Consider the following 25,611-nt stretch of genomic DNA (forward strand, 5'->3'; position numbering starts at 1 on the left):
CTGGTTTCATCGGCCCATGAATTGAATAATTAGAAGTATGCCTCTGACCGCCACCATTTTGGAACCCTCGCAGTGGATGCCTGATGCCGCCGAGCATGAAGCACGGGCGCGGGCCTTTGGCGAACCTTTCGTGGATCGGCGCATGAAAGGCAAGAAGCACCCTATCGAGGATTTCCTGTTCACCTACTACACGCAAAAGCCTGGCCAGCTCTACCGATGGCATCCCGGAATGGACGTGGTTCTCACCGGAGAGGCCGCCCAAGAACGCCGCGACTGGAAGTTCTACCGCGTTGTCAAGGGCAGCCACGGCACGGGCTACCAATTTGATGCGCCGGCGTTCGGCAAGGCGCGCGCACGCGCCATCGAGTTCGCCCGAATCATCCTGGCCGGCACCTCTCAGCGTCCAGGCAATTTCTCCTGCTTCGGCCTCCACGAGTGGGCGATGGCATACAAGTCGGAGGAAAACGGCATCCGCCATGAGTACCTTCCGCTGCGCCTGGGCGCGCAGGGAACCGATGAAGTGGTGGAAACCCACAAGATCCGTTGCACCCACTTCGATGCCTTCCGCTTCTACGCACCCCAGGCCATCGAGCTCAACGAGCTGCAGCCAACCAGGGAAACCCAGCGCGATCTGGAACAGCCCGGTTGCTTGCACGCCAACATGGACCTGTACAAGTGGGCCTACAAGCTCTCCCCGGCGGTACCCAGCGAACTGGTCATGGACTGCTTCGAGCTCGCTTGGGACATCCGCACCATGGACATGCAGGCCTCCCCTTATGATTTGGGCGATTGGGGCCACGAACCCATCCGGATTGAAACTCCCGAGGGCAAGGCCGAGTATGTGCGGTTGCAAAAGGAATTTGCGCAGCGCGCCGATGCGCTGCGCAAGCAATTGCTGGACGTCGCCAACAAACTGCCAATCTCCCCGGAAGACTAGAACTCTGGTTAGGGCCGGGGCATCATGGATGCATGGGCGCAGCACGCGGAAACCACCTGCTGCTGGCCGGCATCGCGGCCAGCGCCGTGGGCCTCTTGCTGGCTTCTTGCGCCGCCGGCAGCGGCCATGAAACTCGCACCCGACTGGAAATCACCATCCGCGATGACGGCACCGAAATCTCGCAGCAGTACACCTTGGAATGCTCTGGCGAGCAAGCCGCTGATTCCAGCACCCTTCCCGACGCGTCCAAGGCCTGCTTGCAGCTCGAGCTTGAACCCGGCGTCATCACCGGAAAGCCCGGTCCGGACGAGATCTGCACCGAAATTTATGGCGGGCCGCAGCGGGCCGAAGTCAGTGGAACACTGCGAGGCGATCCGGTCGATGCGAGTTTCTCGCGGCATAACGGCTGCGCCATCGAGCGCTGGGACACCGCGGCATTTCTCCTCGGTCCAGTGAAACGATAAGTCAATAATCCCGATTAGGGACGTGGAGAAACTAGAATAGTTAGACTATGGAGTTTTTCCTGCTGATCATCGCACTGCTATTCGCCACGATTCTGATTGTCGGCATCGGGGAACGCATTAAATTGCCCTACCCGATCTTGATGCTGATTTTCGCGACGTTGGCGGGCTTCTTGCCGTTCATGCCCGAAATGCACATCGAGCCAGAACTGATCCTTCCGATCTTCTTGCCCCCTTTGCTTTTCGCTACGGCCCAGCGCAGCAGCTGGTCAGTATTCCGCTTCCGATGGAAGGCCTTGATCAGGCTAGCCGTGGTGCTGATCGTAGTGACAGCAGGCACAGTGGCCGCCACCGCGCTGGCGTTCTCCCCGATCGTTTCCATTCCGCTGGCCCTGGCGATGGGAGCCGTTGTCGCCCCGCCCGACCCGGTGGCCGTGGATGCCATTGCCACCAAGGTGAAGATGCCGCGGCGCCTGACCTCCCTGCTGGAAACCGAGGGCCTGTTCAACGACGCCATGGCCATCGTGATCTTCCAGCTGGCAGTGCAGGCAACCCTGAATGGCTCGGAGGTCGGGCTCGAGATCATTCCGCAATTCCTGCTTGGCGCCGCAGGCGCCGTAGTCCTGGGCCTGGCCATGGGCTGGGCCATCGGCGCACTGAACCGCTTCGTTCCCAACCTGGCGGCACGTTGCGCAGCCACCCTGGTGGCACCCTATGCGGTCTATATGATTGCCGAGGAGCTGCATATTTCCGGCGTCATCGCGGTCGTGGTCACGGCCCTTGAAATGGTGCGCCGCGACCGTCCCCAGGACTCAGCCGAACGCCTGACCCGGCAGTCCTTCTGGGAAGTGCTCGAGCTGCTGGCCACCGGCTTGGCCTTCGGCTTGATGGGCATCGAGATGAACCAGGTGATCCAGGAGGAAGGCAGCAACCTGATCGGTTTCATCCCGGGCATTGCCGCGATCTGCTTCGTAGTCATCGCCGTGCGTGCGCTGTGGATGCTGGGGACCTACTACCTGCCCAACCGCGCCAAGCCCGCGATTCCTGCACGCAAGGACGCGCTGGTGCTCACCTGGTGCGGCATGCGCGGCCTGGCGACACTGGCCCTGGCGCTGGCGCTGCCCAAAGTCACGGCCGATGGAACTGCCATCGAGGGCCGCAATTTCGTGGTGGTGGCCGCCTGCTCGGTCTTGCTGTGCACCCTGGTGCTGCCGGGCCTGACCCTGCCGGCGCTGATGCGCGTGCTGAAGCTGCGCAATAACGAGCAGGACACCAAGCGCGCCCGCCGCGCCCTGGCCCGCCGTGCCGAAGCCGTCGCCTTGTCGGCGCTGCGCAAGAACGTCGAGCTGGAAGAGCTGCCGGAGAACTACCAGCAGGCGGTGCGCCGGCGCATGAACTCGCTGCACACCATCCTGGCCAAGGACCCGGATCCGCACGATGCGATCTCGGACGAGAAGTACACGCAGATCCGTGCGGTGATCGCCAAGGCGGATTCGATCCAGGCCATCGCGCTGGAAGCCGCCCGCGACGAGCTGCTCAAGGCCCGCCGCGAACCGAATATCGACCCGCACCTTGTTGATGAGATTGTCGGGCGCCTCGACCGGCGCACCGCAACCCTGGATCGCTAGGCGGCCTTGCGCTCCAGCTTCACGATGACCTCGTAGTGGCTGGTCTGCGGGAACATGTCCATCACGCGGGCCAGCTGCGGGGTGTAGTTATCCAGCCACTCCAGGTCCCTGGCCAGCGACTTCGCATTGCAGCTGGAGTAGATGACGTGCTGGACATCCGACTCGTTCAGCCACGCCGCCAGCTGCGCGGAAATGCCGCGGCGCGGCGGATTCACGATCACCGCGTCAGGTGCCCAGCCGGCATTCAGCGCGAATTCGGTAGCGTCCTGGGCCTTGAAGTGGACGTCTTCCAATTCCATGGCTTGCGCGCTGGTCTTGGCCGCTTCGACAGCTTCCGTGCTGGTCTCGATACCGTACACGGTGCGGTCCTCCGCAGCGCAGTGCAGCGCGAAACCGCCCACCCCGCTGTACAAATCCCACACGCTTTCCGGGTTGGCATCGTTGATCCATTGGCGGGCCTGGCGGTACAACGCGGCGGCGATCTCGCTATTGGTCTGGAAGAAGCCTTGGGGACGCAGGTGCATCGGGACACCGTTCAGCCCGAATTCCAAGGTGCTGCGGCGGGTCAGGATGATTTCCTCTTCGCCTTCCAGCACCGCCTTGTGCTCGGGCAGGAAGTTCACCGACACCACGCTGTGGCGCGGAAGCTGCTCGAGGAACTGCGGCAGCGAATCTCTCAGCGCGACAAAATGCTTCTTGGTGCGCAGCACCCAGCGGACCATCACCGCCCCGGTATCCGACAGAGTGAGAATCACATGCTTCAGTTCGCCCTTGCGCTTGGGAACATCGTAGGGAATGAGCTTCAGATCATGGATGAACTGCTCGATGACCGGGAACACCGCACGCAACGGCGCGGCGATGACACCGCAGTTGCGCAGATCGACGCCGTGGCCGTCGGCATCCAGGATGCCGATGGTCGGCTGCTCGGTGGTCCCGGAAATGACCATCTTGGCCTTGTTGCGGAAGCCCTGCTCGTTGCTGGCTTGGGGCGGAAGGAATTCCAGCGACTGGAAGCCGGAGAGCAGCTGCTGGCAATCCTCGACTTTTGATTGCAGTTGCCGGGCGTAGGGCACCGTCATCAAGGTGCACGAGCGGCAACGGGAGGCAGAAAAGTAAAGGCATTCCATGGTGCTAATGATTTTAGCGAAGATCGGCAGGGGCCGGGCACAGAGCAATCTTGACGCCGATTGACCGCAAATTTTCAGCTTTGGCCGCTAAGCTCGCAAGTGATCAAAAGTTACTGAGCAGAGTCCCTGGATGGTGCGAAAACCATTCCGGGATGGGTTGTTGAACCGCGAAAGGACAGATGGCACTTCATACCGGTCCCACCACGAACCGCCGTGGATTGGCATTGCTGGCGCTACCGCTGGCCGCGATCATGGGCGCATGCTCCAGCTGTTCCGCTTCCTCGCCCCAGGCCCAAGAAGTTGCTTCCAACCCGGCTCCCGCCCCTGCCTCCAGCGCTTCAGCCCAGGCTTCCACGCCTACCCCGGGCAAGGCCGCATCTGGCTCCAGCCTCCCGGCTCCGGCTTCCTCCCAAAGCGGCACCACCGCACCGACCACGACGCCGGGCAATACGGCCCAGCAGACCAGCAGCCCTGCCGCCCCGGAAAGCTCCGAGACAACTCTTTCGCCACTGGCTTCGGGCGCCAACACCGGCGCTTCCATCAAGGCCCTTCCCAGCGCATCGGCTGGCATGCCCAAGTCCACTACCCAGCTCTTCGCTGCGGTGAACGAGGGCAAGCTGAAGGACGTCAAGGCGGCATTGAAGAAGGGCGCCGACGTTGATGCGCAAGACCAGTCCGGCCGCACCGCGTTGATGCGTGCTGTCATCAACAAGAACCATGCCATTGCCAAGGAACTGTTCAAGGCCGGTTCGGATCCCAATAAGAAGGACGACTTCTACGAGACCCCGTTCCTGCGTGCCAGCGCCAACGGCCAAGTTGAAACGCTCAAGATGCTCATTGACGGCGGAGCGGACCTCGCCTCGGTCAATCGCATGGGCGGCACCGCGCTGGCAGTCGCAAGCGAGAATGGCCAGGTCCAGGCCGTACGCCACCTGCTGCGCACCGGCATCCCTGTCGACCAGGTCAATGACCTGGGCTGGACTGCCCTGCACGAAACCATTGTCCTGGGCCAAGGCACCAGCAACGCCATCACCATTGCGCGCTTGCTGATTACCCACGGGGCCAATCCGCACCTGGAGGACCATTCCGGTTCCGATGCGTTCAAGCTGGCCCGTGAACGCCAGCAGACCCAGATGCTGACCATGCTGCAGGCCGCGGCCAAGCGCTGAGCGGCTGAACCCCCAGCCCTAGAGCGCGTCGAGGTAGTACCAGGCGCCGTCCTGCTTCACGAAGGTGCTCACCTCATGCTGCTGCGCCTCATGCCGTCCATCGCGGTAGTGCGCGGCGAATTCCACCACCCCGCGGGAGGCTGTTGCACCGCCGGCGCGGGTTGAAATGATCTCCAAACCCCTCCAGCGCAGCTGCGCATCCAATCCCAGCTCCTTGGGCCTGGTGCTCTCATGCCAGGTCGCCAGCAAATACCGTTCCAAGCCGAGCACGAAGGCGCTGTAGCGCGAGCGCATCAGCTGCTCTGCGGTCTCAGGCAGCACCGAACCATCTTCCCTTCCGTCATGCAACGGTTTGCAGCAGTTTTCGTAGGACAGTTTCGCGGCGTCCAGAACACGGCAGGCGCAGACGGCTTGACTAGCATTTTTCACAGTTTCAGCATACGCGCCAAGCGCTGCCCGGAATCCCGTGAGCCAAAGATCACATGACTTAAACCGCGAGATATCGGTGCTATCGCACACAGGCACGTTTTCCCTGTCACATTCACGGGTAGACTATGAGGGCAAGCTCGCGGAGCGCCAAATCCCCCTGGTGTGAGACGGCATCTCCGTGTGGCATTTAACTTAACCTCGCCAACAGGAGATATGCCGGATGCCCCGCATCGTTGTAGATGTCATGCTCAAGCCAGAAATCCTTGACCCACAGGGCAAGGCCATTGCGGGAGCGCTTCCCCGCCTAGGCTTCACCTCCTTCGAAGCTGTCCGCCAGGGCAAGCGCTTTGAACTGTCAGTGGACGGCGAGGTGACCGAAGAAATCCTCGCACAGGCTCGCGAGGCAGCAGAAACCCTGCTGTCCAACCCGGTGATCGAAGATGTCGTCAACGTCGAGGTAGTCGAAGACTAATGAGCGCCGAACTTCCCCTGATTGGCGACTACTCAACGCCAAGCACCGAAATTTCCGGAGCGCGCATCGGCGTGGTGACCTTCCCGGGCACCCTCGATGACCGCGACGCCGCGCGCGCAGTGCGCGCCGCCGGTGCCGAAGCCGTGTCCCTGTGGCACGCCGACACCGACCTGCAGGACGTCGACGCCGTGGTGATCCCCGGCGGCTTCTCCTACGGCGACTACCTGCGTGCCGGCGCGATCTCCCGCTTCGCACCGATGATGGCGAAGATCGCCGATGCCGCGAACTCCGATGCCAAGCTGCCCGTGCTGGGCATCTGCAACGGTTTCCAGATCCTCACCGAGTCGCACCTGCTGCCCGGTTCGATGATCAAGAACGATCACCTGAAGTTCATCTGCCGCGACCAGCTGCTGCGCGTGGAGAACAACCAGACCGCGTGGACCAACGGGTTCGAAGCCGGCCAGGAGATCACCATCGTGCTGAAGAACCAGGACGGCCAGTACGTCGCTGACGAGAAGGTGCTGGACGAGCTCGAAGCCGAGAACCGCATCGCGTTCTCCTACGTGGGCTGGAACCCGAACGGCTCGCGCCGCTCGATCGCCGGCGTGAGCAACAAGGCGGGCAACGTTGTCGGCCTGATGCCGCACCCGGAGCATGCCATCGAAGCCGGCTTCGGCCCGGATCACCGCGGCACCGACGGCTTGGCATTCTTCACCAGTGTTCTGACCCACCTTGTTGGAGGCAAAAAGTGAGCCAGGAAGCCACTAAGGAATTCAATATCGACACCGTCGATAACGCAGCGGGCACCCCGGACGTGGAACTGCCCTGGGCAGAGCTGGGCCTGAAGGACAACGAGTTCGCCGAGATCGTCAAGATCCTCGGCCGCCGTCCGACCGCCGCTGAATTGGCCATGTACTCGGTCATGTGGTCCGAGCACTGCTCCTACAAGTCCACCAAGAACCACCTGCGCCAGTTCGGGCAGAAGGTCACCGAGGAGATGAAGAAGGACCTGATGGTCGGCATGGGCGAAAACGCCGGTGTCACCGACCTGGGCGACGGCTGGGCCGTGACCTTCAAGATCGAGTCCCACAACTCGCCTTCCTTCGTGGAGCCGTACCAGGGCGCCGCGACCGGCATCGGCGGCATCGTGCGCGACATCATCTCCATGGGCGCCCGCCCGATCGCCGTGATGGATCCGTTGCGCTTCGGCGCGATCGACCACGAGGATTCGCAGCGCGTGGTGCACGGCGTGGTCTCCGGCATCGGCGGCTACGGCAACTCGCTGGGCCTGCCGAACATCGGCGGCGAAACCGTGTTCGACCCGATCTACCAGGGCAACCCGCTGGTCAACGCGTTGGCTGTCGGCGCGCTGCGCCACGAGGACCTGCGCCTGGCCAACGCGTCGGGCGTGGGCAACAAGGTCGTGCTCTTCGGTGCGCGCACCGGCGGCGACGGCATCGGCGGCGCCTCCGTGCTGGCCTCCGAGTCCTTCGACGACACCAAGCCATCCAAGCGGCCGGCCGTGCAGGTCGGCGACCCGTTCGCCGAGAAGGTGCTCATTGAGTGCTGTCTGGAGCTGTTCAAGGCCTCGCTGGTCGAGGGCATCCAGGACCTGGGCGCCGCGGGCATCTCCTGCGCCACCAGCGAGCTTGCCTCCAACGGCGAGGGCGGCATGCAGGTCGAGCTGACCAACGTGCTGCTGCGCGACTCGACCCTGACCCCGGGCGAAATCCTGATGTCGGAGTCCCAGGAACGCATGATGGCCGTGGTGACCCCCGAGAACGTCGAGGCATTCGAGGCGGTCATGGCCAAGTGGAACGTGGAGTACTCCTGGCTGGGCGAGGTCACCGACACCGACCGGCTGATCATCACCTGGGACGGCGAAGTCATCGTCGACGTGGATCCGAAGACCGTCGCCCACGACGGACCGGTCTACGACCGCCCGTACGCCCGCCCCCAGTGGCAGGACGCGCTGCAGGCCGACACCTTCAAGTCCTCGGCAGCGGGCGCCAACCTGCCGGCCACCGGCGAGGAGCTGAAGGCCGCCACCCTGGAGCTGATCGCCAGCCCGAACCTGTGCGACAAGTCCTGGATCACCAGCCAGTACGACCGCTACGTCGGCGGCAACACCGCGCTGGCCGCCCCGGATGATGCCGGAGTGGTCCGCATCGACGAGTCCACCGGACTCGGCGTGGCCATCGCCACCGATGCCAACGGCCGCTACACCTACCTGGATCCGTACGCCGGCGCGCAACTGGCTCTGGCCGAGTCCTACCGCAACGTCGCCACTTCCGGCGCCGTTCCTGCTGCCGTCTCCGACTGCCTGAACTACGGCTCCCCCGAGGACCCGGATGTCATGTGGCAGCTGGCCGAGGGCATCCGCGGCCTGTCGGACGCCTGCATGGAACTGGGCGTCCCGGTCACCGGCGGCAACGTCTCGCTGTACAACCAGACCGGCGACAAGGCCATCCACCCGACCCCGGTGGTTGCGACCCTGGGCAAGCTGGATGACGTCGCCCGCCGCACCCCATCGGGCTGGCGAGAAGAGGCCGACGGCCAGGCCATCTACCTGATCGGCACCACCGCCGATGAGCTGGACGGCTCGGAGTTCGCGAACCTGCGCGGCCACCTCGGCGGCCTGCCGCCGAAGGTCGATCTGGCAGCCGAGAAGGAACTGGGCGAGATCCTGATCAATGCCAGCCGCGACGGCATGATCGACGCGGCGCACGACCTGTCCGAGGGCGGTCTGGTTGCGGCCCTGTCCGAGATGGTCCTGCGCTACGGCGTTGGCGCCCGCGTGGCCCTGGACGAGATCAAGCAGCGTGACGGACTTGATTCCTTCACCGCCCTGTTCTCCGAGTCCCAGGCCCGCGCCCTGGTTGCGGTTCCACGCAGCGAAGAGGTCCGCTTCAACGACATGACCAGCGCCCGCGGCGTCACCGTGGCCCGCCTGGGCATTGTCGATGCGCAGTCCGGCGCCCTGGAAATCCAGGGCGAGTTCACCGTATCGGTGGACGAGCTGCGCGAAGCATCCGAAGGCACCATGAAGAAGTACTTCGGCTAGGCTCCAGCCAACCTGTCAACGGCGGCTCTCCTCATTGAGGAGGGCCGCCGTTTTGCCTAGGCTGGCTATTTGGCGCTGAGCGCTTCTTCGAGCTTTTTTCCGTCAACAAGGATCTGGGCCTCGCCGGTACCGGCCGCGGTCATCGCGGTGTACTGGAGCTGTCCGATAATGCGCGGATCATCGCAAGTGCCGCCGGAGCTCACGGTTCCGCTCAATTCGACGGTCACCACATCGCCATCCACTGCCGATGAAACGTAGTCGAGATCAGAACCGGCCAAGGCGTTGCGCAGCCCGGATTCTCCGAGCATTTCCTCCTCATCATCGAGCAGCGCGTCAATCGAGGCCTCAATTTGGTTGGTGAATTCCTCTGGCCCCGTTTCGGTCGCGACCAGCGAGTCGCCGCAGCCGATCTCCGGCCCTGCTTTCCCTTCATCGCCCACGGCAACATAGAACAGCGTCAGGGCAGCGGTGGTTGGCTCCGCGACGCTTGCCGCCGGCTCCGTGCTCTGCGCCGGTGTCGATGCGGCAGGGCTAGTTGGCGATGCCGATGTTTCCGTACTCGCGCTGGTTGGCGGTGCAGGGCTTTCGGCCGTCTCGCCACCGGGGCCTTGGCTGCAGCCGGCAGCGAGCATGAGCACCGCAAGAACGAGCGCCAGTGGTGCTGGGGAGGTTCGTTGAGTTCGCATGATGATTCCTCCTCGCCAGACTCGAACGAATGGTTTTTCTACCGTAGCCATGCGCGGTGAACCCAATCCAGCACGAATCCATTGCAGTTTGGCTCCTTTGCAGCCCCCAATGAATCAGCTCAAGAAGGCCGAATTAAAGTGATTGACACGTCAATGACATCGAGTGATAATTGATGCATCAACCAAGTATTTGAAACGGGGAACACGCAATGACCGCCAGCGAGACTATCGAATTCGGCCTTGACACCTTCGGCGACGTGCCCAGCGACAAAACGGGCAAGCTGGCAACCCACGCGCAGGGTATCCGCGCCACCGTCCAGGAGGCCATCGTTGCTGACCAGGCAGGCGTGGACGTGATCGCCGTAGGCGAGCACCACCGCCCGGAATACGCCATCTCCAGCCCCGAAACGGTACTGGCCGGCATTGCCACGGCGACCGAGCGGATCCGCCTCGGATCCGGCGTGACCGTGCTGTCCTCAGATGATCCGGTCCGCGTCTTCCAGCGCTTCGCTACCGTGGATGCGCTGTCCAACGGCCGCGCCGAGGTCATGCTGGGCCGCGGCTCGTTCACCGAATCCTTCCCGCTGTTCGGCTACGACATGGCCGACTACGAACTGCTCTTCGACGAGAAGATCGACCTGTTCCACAAGCTGCTCGACGAGAAGCCGGTCACCTGGCAGGGCACCAAGCGTGCGGCGCTGGTGGACATGGATGTCTTCCCGAAGACCGAGTCCGGCCGCCTGAACACCTGGGTGGGCGTGGGCGGCTCCCCGCAGTCGGTCATCCGCACCGCGCACTACGGATTCCGCATGATGCTCGCGGTCATCGGCGGCTCGCCCGAGCGCTTCGCACCCTACATCGATCTGTACCGCCGGGCCAACGACCAGTTCGGCCACGCAACCCTGCCCGTGGGCCTGCACTCCCCCGGCTTCGTGGCAGAAACCGACGAGCTGGCCCGCGAGCACATGTTCGATGCCTACAAGGAGCAGCGCGACCGCATCGGTTCCAGCCGCGGCTGGAGCCCGATGAGCCGCGGAGAATTCGAGCATGAGATCAGCGAAGGCTCGCTGTATGTCGGCTCGCCGGAAACCGTGGCGCGCAAGATCGCCAAGACCATCAAGTCCCTGGATATCGGCCGTTTCGATTTGATCTACTCCGGCGGCGCGGTGGAAGCCGACGCCCGCCTGCGTGCCGTGGAGCTCTACGGCGAGAAGGTCATCCCGCTGGTGCGCGACATGCTCGCCCAGAGCTAGGAATGGATTCGCGAACATGCCTGAAGGAGAGAAAATGGCTCAGCAGACCATCGGCATCCTCGGTGCCGGGAAGATCGGCACGGTCCTTGCCCGCCGCGCGGTGCAAGCCGGCTACAAGGTGCTCATCGCCGGCTCCGGCGACCCCGGCCCCATTGCCCTGACCATCGAGATCCTCACTCCCGGAGCGGTGGCCGTGGATCCGGAAACTGCCGCACGGGATGCCGATATCGCCATCTTGGCGCTGCCGCTGGGCAAGTACCGGAACATTCCGGCGGCCGCACTCGAGGGCAAGCTGGTGATCGATGCGATGAACTACTGGTGGGAAACCGACGGCATCCGCGAGGATCTGAACGATCCTGCGGTGTCCACCAGCACCTTGGTCCAGGACTTCCTGCCAGCCTCGCGAATCGTCAAGGCCTTCAACCACATGGGCTACCACGATCTGGAGGACGAGGCCCGTCCGTCCGGCGCCGAGCGCCGCAAGGCCATCGCGGTGGCTGGGGATCTGCCCGAAGACGCTGAGCAGGTGGCACGGATTGTTGACGAGTTCGGCTTCGACCCGCTGCCCATCGGTTCCCTGGACGAAGGCTTGCGCCTGCAGCCTGGCCAGCCTGCCTTCGGTGCGAACAAGCCGCTGGCGGAGCTCGCCGAGCTGATCAGTTCCGCACAAATCCAGGCCTCAGCCTAGCTGCCCGAGCACCTCGTTCAGCGCCTCGGTGGACGAGGGGTGGGTGAAGATCTGGTCGCGCAGTTCGGCAGCTCCTATGCGCTGCCGCATGGCCAGTGCCACCAAGTTGATGACCTCCTGGGAGTCCACGTGCATCAGCGCCGCGCCGAGGATCCCATCGCTGCGCGCATCGACGACGAACTTGATGATTCCCCGCGGATCACCCACGATCTTGGGGCGCGGCATTGCCGCAATCTCCGCAACCTTCTTCACTGCGATCCTGGTGTCCAGCCCTTGCTTCGCCGCCTGCTTTTCGCTCAAGCCGACGCGTGCCAGTGGCGGGGTGGTGAAGATGGTGTACGGAACGGCCACCCGGTCCTTGGTGCTGCGCGATCCGTCGCCCAGCAGCCGGTTGGCCAGCACCCGATGGTCATCAAGCGAGATATAGGTGAACTGCGGACCGCCATTGGCATCACCCACGGCGTAGATGCCCGGAGCGCTGGTGGCCAGGAACTCGTCCACCACGATTTCCCCGCGGGAACCCGTGCGAACCCCGGCGGCTTCCAAGCCCAGGCCGGCAGTATTCGGCACGCGCCCCAGCGCGATCAGCACCGCATCGGACTGCAACCGATGCACCTCGCCCTCGCGTTCATAGCTGACGGTAGCACCGTGCTCGTCCTGGCTGATTGAGCGCACCGAGGCCGAGCTGATGATCTCGGCTCCCGCATCTTCCAAGCACCCCTGGACCTCGGCAGCCACATCCGCATCTTCCTTGGACAGTGCACGGCTTCCGCGATCCAGCACCGTGACCTTTGATCCGAACTGGGCGAACATCGACGCGAACTCGATGCCGACATATCCGCCGCCCACCACGGCCAGGGTCTTGGGCAACGGGGCGTGCTGGATGGTGGTGGAGTCATGCACCCGCCCGCCGATCTGCGCGCCGTCGATTTCCGGGACTGCAGGGAGGGCGCCGGTGTTGATGATGATCGTTTCTGCGCTCAGTTCCTGCTCTTCTGAACCGGCATTGACCTTGATGCTCTTCGGCCCGGTGAATGCAGCCGTGCCGTTGACCACCAGCACCGAGTCCAGCTCGTCAAGCATGGAGAAGTTCTTGGCGCGCATCATTGCGGTGAGCTTATCCCGGCGATCGACTGCCGCGTGGAAAATCTGCGGGTCGTAGCCGGCACCATCCCGGGATTCGGCATCGTGGATCAGGGCCTTGGTCGGTACGCAACCAATATTGATGCAGGTGCCGCCATACATCTGGGATGACTGCTCGATGATTGCCACCCGCTGTCCTGCCCGGGCCAGGGTACCTGCCAAGGTCTTGCCGCCCTTGCCCCACCCGATGATTATCGCGTCGAGCTTTTCGTCCACGCTTGCTGAATCCACGGCAAACCCCTCGCTGCTGAAACCTTCTTTCCACCACGAGTCTTGTTCCCGCGGGCCGCTTCCGTCAACACTTCACGGATCTTCCCAGCGGCAGACAGAAGCGCTGGGCATGCCACTTGTGGGAACTGCCATGAGCGTCTGAGTTCGGGATGCTTTCCATCGGAGGATTCGGGGACCTTATGGGACTCCGGATTGGAAAACTAGATCTTCTTGACGATGGAAGACTTCAATTCCATCTGCCCAAAGCCATCGACCTTGGCGGCGATGTCATGGTCGCCTGAACCCTGGACCAATCGGATGCCGCGGACCTTGGTTCCGGCTTTCAACGCGCTTTGCGCACCCTTGACCTTCATGGTCTTGGTGATGCTGACGGTATCGCCGTCCTGCAGCACATTGCCGACAGCATCCTTGATCACCGCTTCGGCGGTTTCGGTGTGTTCGGCCTCGGCATTCCATTCATGCGCGCACTCTGGGCAGACCAGCAGGGCATCCATTGCGTAGGTGTATTCGCTGGAGCATTCAGGGCACGGTGGCAAGGTATCAGACATGGGGCTAATTTTAGTGACCGGATCTGCTCATTGTCGAATGAATCGAATATCGAATAATCCGCGGAAATCCGCGGTAGAAATGGCCAAGGCGCCAGGCGCATAGAGCTTGGCGTTCTGCAGATTAAAATGACTTGTTTTCCATGCCCGATATCCCCCATACTCAGGCATACAGGCGGGTGTTCACACCGGCCGGGTTAGGGGCACACCATGTCTAAGCATCACAAGTACAAGAGCTACGGTCCGCAATACACGGTGACACCTAGGGAAGGGTTCACCCTGGAAGTCCTGGCCCAGGCAGAAGAGGCTGGAGCGAAGGCCGGATACGCGGTGGCCAAGGAGCAGTTATACCGGAATATTGGCGACAACTCGGTGCTCAACGAGCAGCATACCGACGAACTGCTGGCAGCTGCCGAACGTGCCGGTGCCGCCGCAGCGCTCGCCGCTGCACGCAAAGTCCTGGATAAGACGCTGCGCACCTCTTTCAAGCACTACCACCACCCGCCGGCGCAGGCCTCGCCCGCCCCTCTTGCTCCGCCACCCGCAGTCCCTTCGGAAACGCGCAGCTACGCAGAAGCCTATGAGGAGCCCCTCGCCAGGCACACCCCTGCCCTGGGATATCAAGAACCGCCAAGGAAAAAGGTTGATCAGCACGTTCTGACGATCACCCGGGTAGAGCGGCTGAATGACCAGATGGTGCGCATCATCGCCGGTGCCCCAGATCTGGATGGCTACCGTTCCAATGGAGCAATCGACGAATATGTAAAAGTCTTTGTCGCTGATCCTACCCTTGGACTCGAGCCTCCCTATGATTTGCGGGCCTTGCGACAACGCCTGCCCCGCGAACATGTCCCACGTTCCAAGTCGTACACGATCCGATGGATCGACGCGCTGGTCCCGGAAATCGCTATCGACTTCGTTGTTCATGGCGAGCCGGGCACCGTTGGCCATTGGGCTGGAACGGTGCAGCCCGGGGCTCCGCTGGTCATTTCGCCATCGCGCAGCAAGTCGTCGCTGTCGCTGAACGCCGACTGTTATTTGCTGGCAGCGGATGAAGCCGGCATCCCGGCGATCTGCAAGGCTCTGGAAGCATTGCCCGCCGATGCGCACGGCATAGCGCTGCTCGAGGTTGCGGATCAGAACGCAATGTTTGACGTGAAACATCCTCCTGGAGTTGATTTACGCTGGTTGCCGCGCGATGGCATTTCGGCGGGACGCAGCACATTGCTGGCCGATGAGCTCCGTTCCCTGCCGCTGCCTCATCTTCGGATTGGGTTAATCGCTCATGCAGAGCGTTCCGCGGTCAAGGAGATCAGCCACGTTGCCCGGCACTGGCACCTCGACAAGCGTTCCACCCATATCTCCTCATATTGGACCCTCCGTGAAGAGAGGTTGCGCCGCTAAAGACCAGGCTGCATGCGCGCCGGCATCGGCAATGGCTCTTCCGCGGCTCCCCTGCGCAAGAAGCAGCGGTTTACGCAGTCAACGTGATCCGCTTGTTCTTGCGCCAAGGGGCGTGCCTGCGGCTGGGGAACATAAAATGGGTTCGGAAAGAGATTTCGAGTAATACATTGCCGTCATATGCCGCCTGGCCAGTTTTTGGCCATCGGCCCAGGAGAACTTTAGTGCGCCCCAGCTTGTCACGAATCGCAGTTGCCTTGTTCATCAGCGCATTAGCCTTCTCCCTTGGCTCGTGCGCGACGACACCTGCCGAGCCAGCGCGGGATACGGGCACAGCGGCATTTGACGTCGGGCACTGGCCTCGCACGTTCACGGATTCAATGCAGAACACCGTAAGGATTCCGGCAAAACCTGAACGCATAGTCTCGACCTCGGTAGGGCTTACGGGCTCTCTGCTGGCCCTGGACGCGCCGGTCATTGCCAGCGCGACGGCACCGGAAGGACCAGACGCTGATCGCGACGGCTTCTTCAAGCACTGGGCTGATGTTGCCTCGGCTCGCAAAGTCGATTCGCTCTATGAAGTTGGAAAGTTCGATCTGGAAGAAATCACTGAGCAGAAGCCTGACCTCATCATTGTGGCGGCGACAGGCGCAGACTCCGAATTAGGCAAGATTGGTGCGCTGCGAAAGATTGCACCAACCATTGTCTTGGACTATGCGGATAAGGATTGGAACGAACTTTCAAAACTGCTGGGGGAAGCCACCGGCACCGAAGACAAGGCACAGCAGAACACCGCAGCCGTTGCCGAACGGATCTCAACACTGAGAGCGAAGCTGTCAATCCCTTCCGGAACTACCGCCTCGCTCATTTCCTATGCTGCCCGTGGCACCTCTCCGATCGCCAAGGCCGCCGGGCCGTACGCGCAGCTGCTGAGCGGACTCGGCTTCACGATGGTTTCAACGCCAAAGCAGTTCGACACGTCCACGCAGCCAAGGGAGGATTTCAGTTTCGTCAGCTACCAAGACCTGCCAGCGGCGCTCACTGGCGATGCCACCTTCCTGCTGGCGGCGAACAAGAAAACCGCCATGGAGTTTACCGCGGATGAATCATTAGCCCAGCTGCCTTCGGTGCAAAGCGGCTCCGTCTTCCCGCTCAGCGCCCCGCACCTGCTGGATTACTACGCAGCCCAGGAGATCCTGGACTATTTCGAGCACGATTTCCCAGGGCTGAGTTCTTCCGAGCTTGAATAGCAGCAGTCTCTTATGCCTGTGCATTCAAAGTCACGCCACCACACGAAGCAGGCACGGCTAAATCGTCAGCCCCACTGCCTATAGTTCAAGTCAGAGGCATTTTCATGCTCAAGCACCGGCCACTTTTAGGAGTAGTACCACCGCATGCGTTTGCTGCGTCGCACCTTAGCGTTTTTCACCCTCGTATCCACTCTTGTACTCAGTTCGTGCTCTTCACTGGATAGCGCAGAGTTCCCTCCCCTGCCTGATGCGCAAGGCGCACCTGCCCCAAGCACCGCAGTGCAACGTGAGATCTATGCGGAATCCCTCGAACTGCTCGACGAAATTGCTGTGAAGGGCCGCGCGCCGAAAACCGGCTACGACAGAGCAAAGTTCGGCAAGGGGTGGAAAGATCCGGACCGCAATGGATGCGACGCGCGCAACGACATCCTGTCGCGAGATTTGGTGGACGTGACCTATAAGTCGGCCGCTCGACCCTGCGTTGTCCTGAGGGGGCGGTTCGATGATCCCTATACGGGCAAGACCATTGAATTCAAGCGTGGCCAAGACACCAGCACCGCGGTGCAGATCGACCATGTTGTCGCGTTGTCCGATTCCTGGCAAAAGGGAGCGCAGGGCTGGGATGCCGACACCCGACTGGAATTTGCCAACGACCCGTTGAACCTGCTGGCTTCCGATGGGCCGACTAATGCCGCTAAGGGCGACAAGGACGCCGCATCGTGGCTGCCGCCGAACAAGAATTTCCGCTGCGACTATGTCTCGCGGCAGACCCAGGTAAAAGCCAAATACGGAGTTTGGATGACCAAGGCAGAGCACGCCGCGATCGGGAAACTGCTGAATTCCTGCATCTAGCAGCCAAGCAGCTTTGCCTGCATCAATAGCCGGACACAGGATATCCCAAGGTAATATCCACCTTAAGGCCTATCGTAAAGTCGATGGATTTGTGGCAAGATGGATGTTATTCAACACGATAGCGATTATGTTCTGCGATCGCTTGGCCTAATCCTCCACTGCAAAGGCGCATGATGAAGACACGAATTCCCGGAGTCCTCCTGCTGGTTTCCAGCGGATTCATCTTCTCTTTTGCCCTGAACACCGCGCAGCGCGATACGGCCACTGCCTGCTGGGTCGTCTCCACCCTCATGTTCATTGGAGCAGCGATGCTGCTGCTGAAAGCGATTGTCGGCTCCTCCACCGTTACCGCGGGAGACCCCCCGCGAAAGCGTCGGCAATAGCTGCAAACTTCCATTTCCAGAAGCAACCTCTCGGCCTATGGCTGGGAGGTTGCTTCTGTTGAATAACCGCCAGAACTTGTACTTCTGCACCTAAATTTAACGCTAAAGCATCGACATGTTCATTCAGATGCGATAGACATATACCTTGTCACACTCGTCACATTTAGGAGTACCCATGTCTGCATTCAGGCAGATAAGTAAACTCGGTCTCGCCTCGCTGGCGACGATTTCGCTGGCGGCCGGCGGTGCCGCAGCAGCCCAGGCTACGTCCACGCAGAGCCCATCTTCTTCCGCAGCCGCGAATGCCGCAGCAGTCACCGTGGACTTAGTCGGCATCAACGACTTCCACGGGCGCATTTCCGCAGACAGGAGCTCCGCAGGTGCTGCGGTGCTCGCCGGCGCCGTTGACGAACTGCGCGCAGAAAACGAGAACACCCTGTTCGTCTCTGCTGGGGACAACATTGGCGCTTCGACCTTCGCTTCCGCGTCCCAGGATGATGAACCAACCATCGCGGCGCTCGGAGCCGGCGGCCTGGATGTCTCGGCAGTAGGCAACCACGAGTTCGACAAGGGCTTTGCTGATCTGGCTGGACGCGTCATCGACAGCTACGCTGATTCCACCGGTGAAAACGGTGCAGACTTCGCATTGGGCGCCAATGTCTATGAAAAGGGCACCAAGACTCCTGCCCTGCAGGAATATGCGATCCGTGAAGTCTCCGGCGTTTCCGTGGGCTTCATCGGCACCGTTACCGAGGACATGCCCTCGCTGGTTTCCCCAGCCGGCATTGCCGATCTGGATTTCGGCAGCGAACTGGAAGCAGCGAACCGGGTAGCAGCCCAGCTCTCCGACGGCGATGAAGCGAATGGCGAGGCCGATGTGGTGGTGCTGCTGACCCATAATGGTTCCGCTGGCGACCAGTGCGCTGATATTGCTGCCGAAGACAGCACCTATGGCAAGCTCATCCGCGAAGCCAGCGATGAGATTGACGCGATCTTCTCGGGCCACACCCACCAGTCCTACGATTGCGACATCGCGGACCGCCCAGTGATCCAGTCCCACCAGTACGGCACCACCTTGGGCAAGGTTTCCCTGCAGGTGGATCCCGAAACCGGCGAAGTCACCGAAGCCGGCACCGAACGAATCGCCTTGGCCGCTGAGGGCGCCGACGGCGAATGGGCGGGCAACTTCGAGGCCAACGCCCAGGTTGCAGAGATCGTCAGCAACGCTGAAGCCGAAGCCGAAGTGGTCGGCAGCGTGAAGATCGGCGCTATTTCCGAAGACATCCTGCGCGGCGGCGAAGAACCAGGCTCAGACCGTGGAGTTGAATCCACTCTGGGCAACACCGTAGCGGACATCCACCTGTGGGCCACCTCGAACGACGACTTTGCCGGCGAACCAGCCGAGATCGCGTTCATGAACCCGGGCGGCCTGCGTGCCGACCTGCTCTACGGTGAAGACGGCACCGTGTCCTACAAGGACGCGGCCGAAGTCCAGCCATTCGCCAACACCCTGATCACCTTCAACCTCACCGGAGCGCAGATCCGCGAGGCGCTGGAGCAGCAGTGGCAGCCGGCTGGCTCGGAGCGCTCCAAGCTGCATCTGGGCATTTCCGAGGGACTGTCCTACACCTACGTTGAGGAAGCCGCCCAGGGCGAGCACATCAAGGACATCACCTTCAACGGCGAGCCGCTGGACGAGGAAGCAACCTTCCGGGTCGCGGCCAACGCCTTCCTGGCGACCGGTGGCGATAACTTCATCGCCTTCGCAGACGGCACCGATCACGCCGACTCCGGCCAGATCGATTTGGACGCCACCGTGAACTACTTCAAGGCGCACGACGTCGTCGAGCCGGCTCCCCTGGGCCGCGCGGTCCTGCTCGAAGAGGAAGAGCCAACACAGTCGCCGGTTCCTTCGGATGACCCGACCGAGGATCCAACCGAGCCAACCGCTTCGCCGGAACCATCTGAAGATGCGACCGACGAGCCCACCGGAGAGCCAACCAGTTCGCCAGAGCCAACTGGGGATGCAAGTGAATCCCCAGATGCTTCTGACGAGCCAAAGAAGGACTCCCCGGATCAAAACACCGATGATCTGGCCGACACCGGCTTCAACGCCAGCTGGATCGGCATCATCGCCGGTGTAGTTGTCCTGGCCGGAATCGCCTTGATTCTGGTACGCCGCTTCGGCAACAAGGCCGGCCGCTAAGGTCCACAGGCAAAGGCAAAGGGAAGAACCGCTGAGGTTCTTCCCTTTGCCTTTATCCCGGTAAATTAATCGATGACCAATTCGCCCATGGAATCCCAGCCCTCGCCATCCACCTTGCGGGAGACGATCTTCGGGGTGGAGACCAAGTGTGGCCGCATGGATTCAAGACCGGCAGCGAAGTGCGCCGAGTTCACATGTGCCGCAGCGGCCTCGTCATCACGGAAGGCCTCGACCAGCACGAATTCGTTGGGGTCTTCGACACTCACGGACCAGTCGAAGAAGATGTTGCCTTCCTCGGCGCGGGTAGCCGCGGTGAATTCAGCGACCTGATCCATGAAGGTCGGGGTTGATTCTGGCTTTACCTGGTATTTAACAACGATGAAGTACATGCCTCTATTCTATGCTCCCCTTGTTAATTGTGCCTTGCAGGCGGATGTATTCTTTGTCCCTCCGGGGCATGCCGTCGACCACCAGATCATAGGAATCCTCGATGAGTTCACGCATCAGGTTCGGGTCGAGTCCAGCACGCACGGAATTCCAGTGCTTCTTGTTCATGTGATAGCCCGGGGTGATCTGCGGATGCTCGCTGCGTTGCTGGTCAGCAAGGGCAGGCTCGCATTTCAGGTTCAGCACCAATTCACCATTCAGGTGCATGATCAGCCCGAACATCTTGCCTTTGCCAGGATCCCTGCCCGCCACCTTGAATACGGTGCTCTCAGGGCCAAAAGGATAATCGGCATAAGCGCACGGCATGCTCAGGCACAGCTGCACCCACGCATTTTCCAGTTCATCTTGAGCAGCTGATATTGCCATCAATTCCTCGCTATCGGAATGGGTACTCAATCTTAGGGCAGGTATCCATCACCACGTCCAATCCCGCGTCCTTGGCCCGCTGGGCAGCGGCTTCGTCGATCACGTCGAGCTGCAGCCACACCGCTTTGGCGCCCACGGCGATCGCCTGGTCAACGATGTCCCCCGCCTTGGAGGAGTTCACGAAGCAATCCACCACATCGATGGGTTCCGGGATATCAGCAAGCTTTGCGAACCCCGGTTCGCCCATCACGGTTTCCCCGCTCAATGACACAGGAAAAATCTTCATCGACAGCTCGTCGCGCAGGAACCGTGCGATGGAAGGAGCCACGCGAACGGGATTATTGGTCAGGCCGACAACGGCCCAGCGTCCCGGTGTGCTCAACAGCCTGCGGATCGTCTCTGGATCATTTACGTGATGGGTGTCCATGCACGTCACCATACCGCGTTGCCGGCGATTCAGCTTCCGGGCATCAAAGAAAGACCAGTGGCCCGGACCCATCCATGCCACTGGCCTTTCAAGCTTGCGGAATTCAGTGCTGCAGCTGCGCTGCTTTCTGGGTGGATGCTGCGCTGTTCTGCGTGAACGCTCCGCGGTATTGGGCCGCCGGATGATTTTCCGGAAGCTTGTCTCCGCGGCCGAACACCTTCTGCCGCAGGCTCCCCGGCGTGTACCCGGTTTGCGCCAGGCCGCGGCGACGCAGCTCCGGAAGGACGCCTTCGATGAAGTTGTCATAGGATCCGGGCAGTACGTGGTTCATGATGTTCAACCCATCAATCCCTGCGTCCTGCCATTGTTCCAGCTCATCAACGATCTGTTCCGGAGTGCCGACGATCTGCTGCGCCTTGGCGCGGTAGTGCGCCAGGTCGCGAAGGGTTGGGTTGCGTCCCGGGGTCGAGGCAAGCGCCGCTTCCAGCACGCCTTGGGCGCCTTCGGTCTTCACATCCCCCAGCGGGGTATCCAGATCCAGTCCACCCAGATCCACTCCGATGCCTCCGCCGATGTGGGCGATGATGGCGTGCGGATCCAGGTACTGGTCGTACTCAGCTTCAAGGGCCTTGGCTTCAGCTTCCGTGGAACCGACCACGAAGGACAGTCCGGCGAAGACCTTAATGTCTTCGCGGGTGCGGCCAGCGGCCTGCAGGTTGCTGGTCAACTGCGCATTCTTCTTCGCCACATACTGCGGGTGCGGGGCGAACAGGAACGTCGCCTCCGCATGCGTCGCGGCGAATTGGGAACCGCGTGGCGAGGAGCCTGCCTGGAATAGGAACGGGGTGCGCTGTGCGCTGGGCAGAGCCAGATGCGGACCATCGATGGAGTACAGCTCGCCACGATGGTTGATCTTGTTGACCCGTGCAGGGTCGGCGTAGATGCCCGACTCCTTGTCGGCCAGCAGCGCGTCGTCCTCCCAGGACCCTTCCCACAGCTTGTAGGCCGCTTCCACATATTCCTCGGCCCAGGCGTAGCGGTCATCGTGCGCGACCAGGCTCGCACCGCCGAAATTGCGGTGCGAGTTCTCCAGCACGCTGGTGACGATGTTCCACGCCACGCGGCCCTGCGACAGGTGATCCAAGGTGGAGATCTGCCGCGCAAACTGGAATGGGTGGGATTGGATGACCGAGCTGGTCATCGCCAGGCCAATATCCTTGGTGGTAGCGGCCAGCGCGGAGAGCAGCACCATCGGGTCGTGGCTGGGCACCTGCATGCCCTTGCGCACGTGGGAGGCCCAGCCGCCTTCGTGGTCGCCGTAGAGGCCCACCACGTCGGCGAAGAACAAGTTGTCGAACTTGGCGTCTTCCAGCTTCTTCGCCAGGTCCACCCACAGATCCAGCTCGTTGAACTTGTGCTGCTGCGCCTCAGGGTGGCGCCACATGCCGCCGAGGATGTGGCTTGAGGTGTTCATGAGGAAGGCCGACAGCAGGAAGCGCGGCCGGGATTCGAAGGTTCCCATGGCTACTTGGCTCCCTTGGCTTCGCCGATCGAGTGCAAACCCGTCGGGATGGTTCCGTTGATGAAGTAATCGCCCACCGAACGCGCCTTGAAGGCCACTGGATTGTGGGTGGCGACGGTGCGCGCGTTGCGCCAGAAACGGTCCAGCGACTTCGAGGTGGATACCGCTGAGGCGCCGGTGACGTCGAAGAGTTCGCTGGTGGCATCCAAGACCAGCTTCGGTGCGGCCACGTGCGCCTGTTGCACGGCAAGCTCGGCGCGCAGGAAGGCTTCCTCCGCGTTCAAGCCGAGGCTCGGGTCCAGTGCTGCGTCCAGGTCGCGGGCCGCCGACACCACAATTGATTCTGCGGCGAATACGTTCGAGGCAAGGCGTCCTACGAGCTCTTGGATCTGCGGGTCGTCCTTGAACAACGCGCCGGAGCCGGTGTTGAAGGTACGGGTGCGGGTCGCCACGATTCGGGCGGCTTCGTTCCGGGCTGCTTTGCCGATGCCAACCAGTACCGAGAGCAGGCAGAGCTGGAAGAACGCCGGCTCCAGGGTGGAAGCCACCTTGCGCTGGATGATGTTCTGCTCGTCCACCGCGACGTCGGTGAAGATCGCGGTGCCGGTGCCGGTCAGCGGCTGGCCGAATCCGTCCCAGTCGTCCAGGATTTCGACGCCTTTGGCGTGGCGTTCGACTACCGCGTACTGCCGCCCCTCAACGCCTTCGGTGGTGGCCATGACGACAACCCAGTCCGCGAAGATCGATCCGGTGGTGTAGTACTTCTCGCCGCGCAGCACCCACCCGGCGTCCGTCTTGACGAGTTTGGTGTTGGTGCTGCCCAGGGCGTTGCCGCCGCGCTCGGTGGCGGCATTACCGAAGATTTCCCCCGCAAGCACCCGCGGGAACCAGCGGTCCTGGAACTCCTGAGGCTGCAGGCCAATGGTTTCCACGAACGAGAAGTGGCTGCGCAGCAAGTGGGCTACGTTGGAGTCGGCTGCCGCCAGCTCGATAAGCAGGCGGAACAGGTGCTCATGGCTAATCGGCGAGCCACCGTGGCTGGCTGGCACGCGCAAGGTGGTGAATCCTGCGTCCTTGAGCCACTGCACCTGTTCGAAAGGCAGGATGCGCTGCTGTTCGCGTTCGGTGGCGCCCTGCGCGATACGGGCAAATACCTGGCTGAAGTGTGCCAAAAGTTCTTGGTAAGCGGCTTCGGTGTGCTGCTGGGCGGAAGGACGGAATGTTGCCAAGGCTTCAGTGCTCATGGATGCTCCTAGTAGATTTTGGAATTGGTGTGAAATGGCTAGGCGGTACGCGAATCGGCCAATTCGCGAAGTACCTTGCCGGGATTCGCCGCAAGCAGGGTCCTGGTGTACTCATGCTGGGGATTGGAATAGATTTCATCGACGGTTCCCGACTCGACAATTTGCCCACGGCACATCACGCCAACGCGGTGGCTGATCCGTTCCACCACATGCAGATCATGGGAAATGAACAGGTAGGTCAGTTGTTCTTCGCGCTGCAACTGGTCGAGCAACTCAAGTATTTGTTCCTGGGTGAGTACATCAAGTGCGCTCAATGCTTCATCGAGGACGAGAATTTTGGCACCGCTTGCCAGAGCCCGGGCAATGGCGACGCGTTGGCGTTGTCCCCCGGAAAGCTCTCCTGGGCGTCTTCCGACCAGCTGTTCTGGCAGATTCACCTGATCCATCAACTGCGCGACTCGCTGGGCACGCCTAGCGGAATCACCCAGACGGTAGTTGACCATTGGTTCAGCGATGATCGAGCCGATCGACTGTCGCGGGTCCAGGGCAGAGTCGGGGTTCTGATAGACCAGTTGCGCGTCCCTCCACAGGTCATAGCGCTGCTTGCCGCTGATGTTGGCAACTTCTCTGCCGTTGACCAGCACCGATCCTTCGGTGGCTGGATGCATTCCCATGATGATTTTTGCTGTTGTGGATTTTCCGGAACCGGATTCGCCTACCAGCGAGAACGTGGTGCCTCGCTGCACTTCGAAACTGACGTCGGAAAGAACCTGGTGCTCGTTGCGGCCTTTGCCGAAGACCTTGCCGAGTCCCTCCACTGTGATCGCGATGTCGTCTGAGGTTGAAGGTTGCTGCCGGTCCTGATGCGCATAGGCCTGGTCGAGCAGTGCCTTGGTGTACGGTTCAGTGCTCTGTGCAACCAGCGCCGGAACGCTGCGATCTTCGAGGAGCCTCCCCGAATTCATGACCAGTACCCGGTCTGCGATGTCAGTCGCAACAGCCAGATCATGGGTTACGAAGAGTACAGTGGTTCCCTTCTTCCGAGCCAGCGAAACGAAAACTTCCAAAACTGTGCGCTGGACGGTGACGTCCAAGGCGCTGGTGGGTTCATCCGCAATGAGCAGTTGAGGATTCAACGCGAAGGCGATGGCAATCAATACACGTTGCTTCAGCCCGCCAGAAAGCTCGTGCGGAAATTGATCCAGCCGGCTTTCCGCCCGGTCGATGCCAACGCTCTGCATCAGTTCGATTGCCTTAGAGCGCCACTGGGCCTTTGGAACTGAGCGTGACGGATGCAAACGGAATACTTCGATGATCTGGGAGCCAATGGTCTTCACGGGATCCAGCGAGGCGCCCGGATCCTGCGGGACTAAGCCGATTCCGGCACCACGAATGGCACGCCAGTCGGACAAAGAAAGATTGGTGACTTCAGTACCGCCGAAACGCACGCTTCCCTGGACCTCCGTCCCCTGTGGCAATAGGCCAATCAGGGTCTTGGTCAGCGTTGATTTGCCCGAGCCGGATTCACCGACAATGGCAACGATTTGTCCCGCTGGAATTTCCAAGTTGATGCTGTCAGCAGCTACGGTGCCTTGGGCATACTGGACTGTTAAGTCCTCTATGCGGATCACCGCAGAAGAAGCGTTGCTGGTTGCGTTCATGGTCTTGTCCGTTCATCGA

General features: G+C 61.6%; 25 protein-coding genes. 14 read left to right on the top strand and 11 right to left on the bottom strand.

Going from position 1 to position 25,611, the window contains the following annotated elements; all coding sequences use genetic code 11:
• Window positions 1-37 precede the first annotated feature (37 nt).
• Genes ANI01nite_RS06830 through ANI01nite_RS06840 form a run of 3 tightly spaced genes read left to right on the top strand, consistent with a single transcriptional unit; the run spans window position 38 to window position 3,026 of the window.
• A complete protein-coding gene (locus ANI01nite_RS06830; RefSeq protein ID WP_141356940.1) occupies window positions 38-937 on the top strand; it encodes a 3-methyladenine DNA glycosylase in 900 nt (299 codons plus the stop codon).
• Window positions 938-969: 32 nt separating this feature from the next.
• On the top strand, window positions 970-1,401 hold the full coding sequence (locus tag ANI01nite_RS06835) for a hypothetical protein (RefSeq protein ID WP_052253837.1): 432 nt from the start codon (window positions 970-972) through the stop codon (window positions 1,399-1,401).
• Between the two features lie 47 nt (window positions 1,402-1,448).
• Window positions 1,449-3,026: a cation:proton antiporter gene (locus ANI01nite_RS06840; protein WP_141356942.1), complete on the top strand. Its 1,578-nt coding sequence runs from the start codon at window positions 1,449-1,451 to the stop codon at window positions 3,024-3,026.
• On the opposite strand, the gene rlmC is transcribed toward ANI01nite_RS06840, so the two are convergent.
• Window positions 3,023-4,153 (bottom strand): 23S rRNA (uracil(747)-C(5))-methyltransferase RlmC, encoded by a 1,131-nt coding sequence (rlmC, locus tag ANI01nite_RS06845; protein ID WP_141356944.1) that lies wholly within the window; start codon window positions 4,151-4,153, stop codon window positions 3,023-3,025. The genes ANI01nite_RS06840 and rlmC overlap by 4 nt on opposite strands.
• Window positions 4,154-4,332: 179 nt before the next feature.
• On the opposite strand from rlmC, the gene ANI01nite_RS06850 reads away from it, so the two are divergent.
• A complete protein-coding gene (locus ANI01nite_RS06850; protein WP_141356946.1) occupies window positions 4,333-5,322 on the top strand; it encodes an ankyrin repeat domain-containing protein in 990 nt (329 codons plus the stop codon).
• A gap of 18 nt (window positions 5,323-5,340) precedes the next feature.
• Here ANI01nite_RS06850 and ANI01nite_RS06855 read toward each other — a convergent pair whose 3' ends face one another.
• On the bottom strand, window positions 5,341-5,751 hold the full coding sequence (locus ANI01nite_RS06855) for a YchJ family protein (RefSeq protein WP_073707350.1): 411 nt from the start codon (window positions 5,749-5,751) through the stop codon (window positions 5,341-5,343).
• 220 nt (window positions 5,752-5,971) lie between these two features.
• Between ANI01nite_RS06855 and purS the strand changes: the two genes are divergently transcribed.
• Genes purS through purL form a run of 3 tightly spaced genes read left to right on the top strand, consistent with a single transcriptional unit; the run spans window position 5,972 to window position 9,287 of the window.
• Window positions 5,972-6,223: a phosphoribosylformylglycinamidine synthase subunit PurS gene (gene purS / locus ANI01nite_RS06860; protein ID WP_038991933.1), complete on the top strand. Its 252-nt coding sequence runs from the start codon at window positions 5,972-5,974 to the stop codon at window positions 6,221-6,223.
• Window positions 6,223-6,975 (top strand): phosphoribosylformylglycinamidine synthase subunit PurQ, encoded by a 753-nt coding sequence (gene purQ / locus ANI01nite_RS06865; protein ID WP_038991934.1) that lies wholly within the window; start codon window positions 6,223-6,225, stop codon window positions 6,973-6,975. The genes purS and purQ overlap by 1 nt, the downstream gene beginning before the upstream one ends.
• Entirely contained in the window at window positions 6,972-9,287 is a 2,316-nt protein-coding gene (gene purL, locus ANI01nite_RS06870; RefSeq protein WP_141356948.1) for a phosphoribosylformylglycinamidine synthase subunit PurL, read from the top strand. The genes purQ and purL overlap by 4 nt, the downstream gene beginning before the upstream one ends.
• Before the next feature lie 65 nt (window positions 9,288-9,352).
• Here purL and ANI01nite_RS06875 read toward each other — a convergent pair whose 3' ends face one another.
• Window positions 9,353-9,973, bottom strand: coding sequence for a GerMN domain-containing protein (locus ANI01nite_RS06875; RefSeq protein WP_255314445.1), 621 nt, complete (start codon window positions 9,971-9,973; stop codon window positions 9,353-9,355).
• Between the two features lie 209 nt (window positions 9,974-10,182).
• Here ANI01nite_RS06875 and ANI01nite_RS06880 point away from each other — a divergent pair, with 209 nt between their 5' ends.
• Both ANI01nite_RS06880 and ANI01nite_RS06885 read left to right on the top strand, forming a co-directional pair.
• Window positions 10,183-11,226 carry an LLM class flavin-dependent oxidoreductase gene (locus ANI01nite_RS06880; RefSeq protein WP_141356950.1) on the top strand — a complete coding sequence of 348 codons (1,044 nt, stop codon included), beginning with the start codon at window positions 10,183-10,185 and terminating at the stop codon, window positions 11,224-11,226.
• Window positions 11,227-11,242: 16 nt separating this feature from the next.
• Window positions 11,243-11,914, top strand: a complete 672-nt coding sequence (locus tag ANI01nite_RS06885) for an NADPH-dependent F420 reductase (RefSeq protein WP_141356952.1) — start codon at window positions 11,243-11,245, stop codon at window positions 11,912-11,914.
• Here ANI01nite_RS06885 and ANI01nite_RS06890 read toward each other — a convergent pair.
• Both ANI01nite_RS06890 and ANI01nite_RS06895 read right to left on the bottom strand, forming a co-directional pair.
• Window positions 11,906-13,288 carry an FAD-dependent oxidoreductase gene (locus ANI01nite_RS06890; protein ID WP_255314446.1) on the bottom strand — a complete coding sequence of 461 codons (1,383 nt, stop codon included), beginning with the start codon at window positions 13,286-13,288 and terminating at the stop codon, window positions 11,906-11,908. The genes ANI01nite_RS06885 and ANI01nite_RS06890 overlap by 9 nt on opposite strands.
• Before the next feature lie 200 nt (window positions 13,289-13,488).
• Window positions 13,489-13,836, bottom strand: coding sequence for a zinc ribbon domain-containing protein YjdM (locus tag ANI01nite_RS06895; protein ID WP_121866008.1), 348 nt, complete (start codon window positions 13,834-13,836; stop codon window positions 13,489-13,491).
• 207 nt (window positions 13,837-14,043) lie between these two features.
• Between ANI01nite_RS06895 and ANI01nite_RS06900 the strand changes: the two genes are divergently transcribed.
• The 5 genes from ANI01nite_RS06900 (at window position 14,044) to ANI01nite_RS06920 (ending at window position 19,925) form a co-directional block, all read left to right on the top strand.
• A complete protein-coding gene (locus ANI01nite_RS06900) occupies window positions 14,044-15,237 on the top strand; it encodes a siderophore-interacting protein (protein ID WP_141356954.1) in 1,194 nt (397 codons plus the stop codon).
• Window positions 15,238-15,320: 83 nt separating this feature from the next.
• Window positions 15,321-16,484, top strand: coding sequence for a Fe2+-enterobactin ABC transporter substrate-binding protein (fepB, locus tag ANI01nite_RS06905; protein WP_170214594.1), 1,164 nt, complete (start codon window positions 15,321-15,323; stop codon window positions 16,482-16,484).
• Window positions 16,485-16,628: 144 nt separating this feature from the next.
• The gene (locus ANI01nite_RS06910) at window positions 16,629-17,336 is read left to right on the top strand and encodes an HNH endonuclease family protein (RefSeq protein ID WP_141356958.1); all 708 of its coding nucleotides are present in this window, start codon (window positions 16,629-16,631) and stop codon (window positions 17,334-17,336) included.
• A gap of 170 nt (window positions 17,337-17,506) precedes the next feature.
• Window positions 17,507-17,719, top strand: coding sequence for a hypothetical protein (locus ANI01nite_RS06915; protein ID WP_038991944.1), 213 nt, complete (start codon window positions 17,507-17,509; stop codon window positions 17,717-17,719).
• Window positions 17,720-17,894: 175 nt separating this feature from the next.
• Window positions 17,895-19,925 carry a 5'-nucleotidase C-terminal domain-containing protein gene (locus ANI01nite_RS06920; RefSeq protein ID WP_141356960.1) on the top strand — a complete coding sequence of 677 codons (2,031 nt, stop codon included), beginning with the start codon at window positions 17,895-17,897 and terminating at the stop codon, window positions 19,923-19,925.
• A 65-nt stretch (window positions 19,926-19,990) separates the two neighbouring features.
• Here the strand turns inward: ANI01nite_RS06920 and ANI01nite_RS06925 are convergent, their stop codons facing one another.
• The 6 genes from ANI01nite_RS06925 to ANI01nite_RS06950 form a co-directional block, all read right to left on the bottom strand.
• Entirely contained in the window at window positions 19,991-20,314 is a 324-nt protein-coding gene (locus tag ANI01nite_RS06925; protein WP_038991945.1) for a putative quinol monooxygenase, read from the bottom strand.
• A gap of 4 nt (window positions 20,315-20,318) precedes the next feature.
• Window positions 20,319-20,768, bottom strand: a complete 450-nt coding sequence (locus ANI01nite_RS06930; RefSeq protein WP_255314447.1) for an MmcQ/YjbR family DNA-binding protein — start codon at window positions 20,766-20,768, stop codon at window positions 20,319-20,321.
• Window positions 20,749-21,165: a CoA-binding protein gene (locus ANI01nite_RS06935; RefSeq protein ID WP_141356962.1), complete on the bottom strand. Its 417-nt coding sequence runs from the start codon at window positions 21,163-21,165 to the stop codon at window positions 20,749-20,751. Before ANI01nite_RS06935 ends, ANI01nite_RS06930 begins: the two co-directional genes overlap by 20 nt.
• 103 nt (window positions 21,166-21,268) lie before the next feature.
• Entirely contained in the window at window positions 21,269-22,687 is a 1,419-nt protein-coding gene (locus tag ANI01nite_RS06940; protein WP_141356964.1) for an NtaA/DmoA family FMN-dependent monooxygenase, read from the bottom strand.
• A gap of 2 nt (window positions 22,688-22,689) precedes the next feature.
• Window positions 22,690-23,931, bottom strand: a complete 1,242-nt coding sequence (locus ANI01nite_RS06945; RefSeq protein WP_141356966.1) for an acyl-CoA dehydrogenase family protein — start codon at window positions 23,929-23,931, stop codon at window positions 22,690-22,692.
• 38 nt (window positions 23,932-23,969) lie between these two features.
• Window positions 23,970-25,592: an ABC transporter ATP-binding protein gene (locus tag ANI01nite_RS06950; RefSeq protein WP_141356968.1), complete on the bottom strand. Its 1,623-nt coding sequence runs from the start codon at window positions 25,590-25,592 to the stop codon at window positions 23,970-23,972.
• Window positions 25,593-25,611 lie beyond the last annotated feature (19 nt).

It is taken from the genome of Glutamicibacter nicotianae (assembly GCF_006539525.1).
Classification (GTDB): Bacteria; Actinomycetota; Actinomycetes; order Actinomycetales; family Micrococcaceae; genus Glutamicibacter; species Glutamicibacter nicotianae.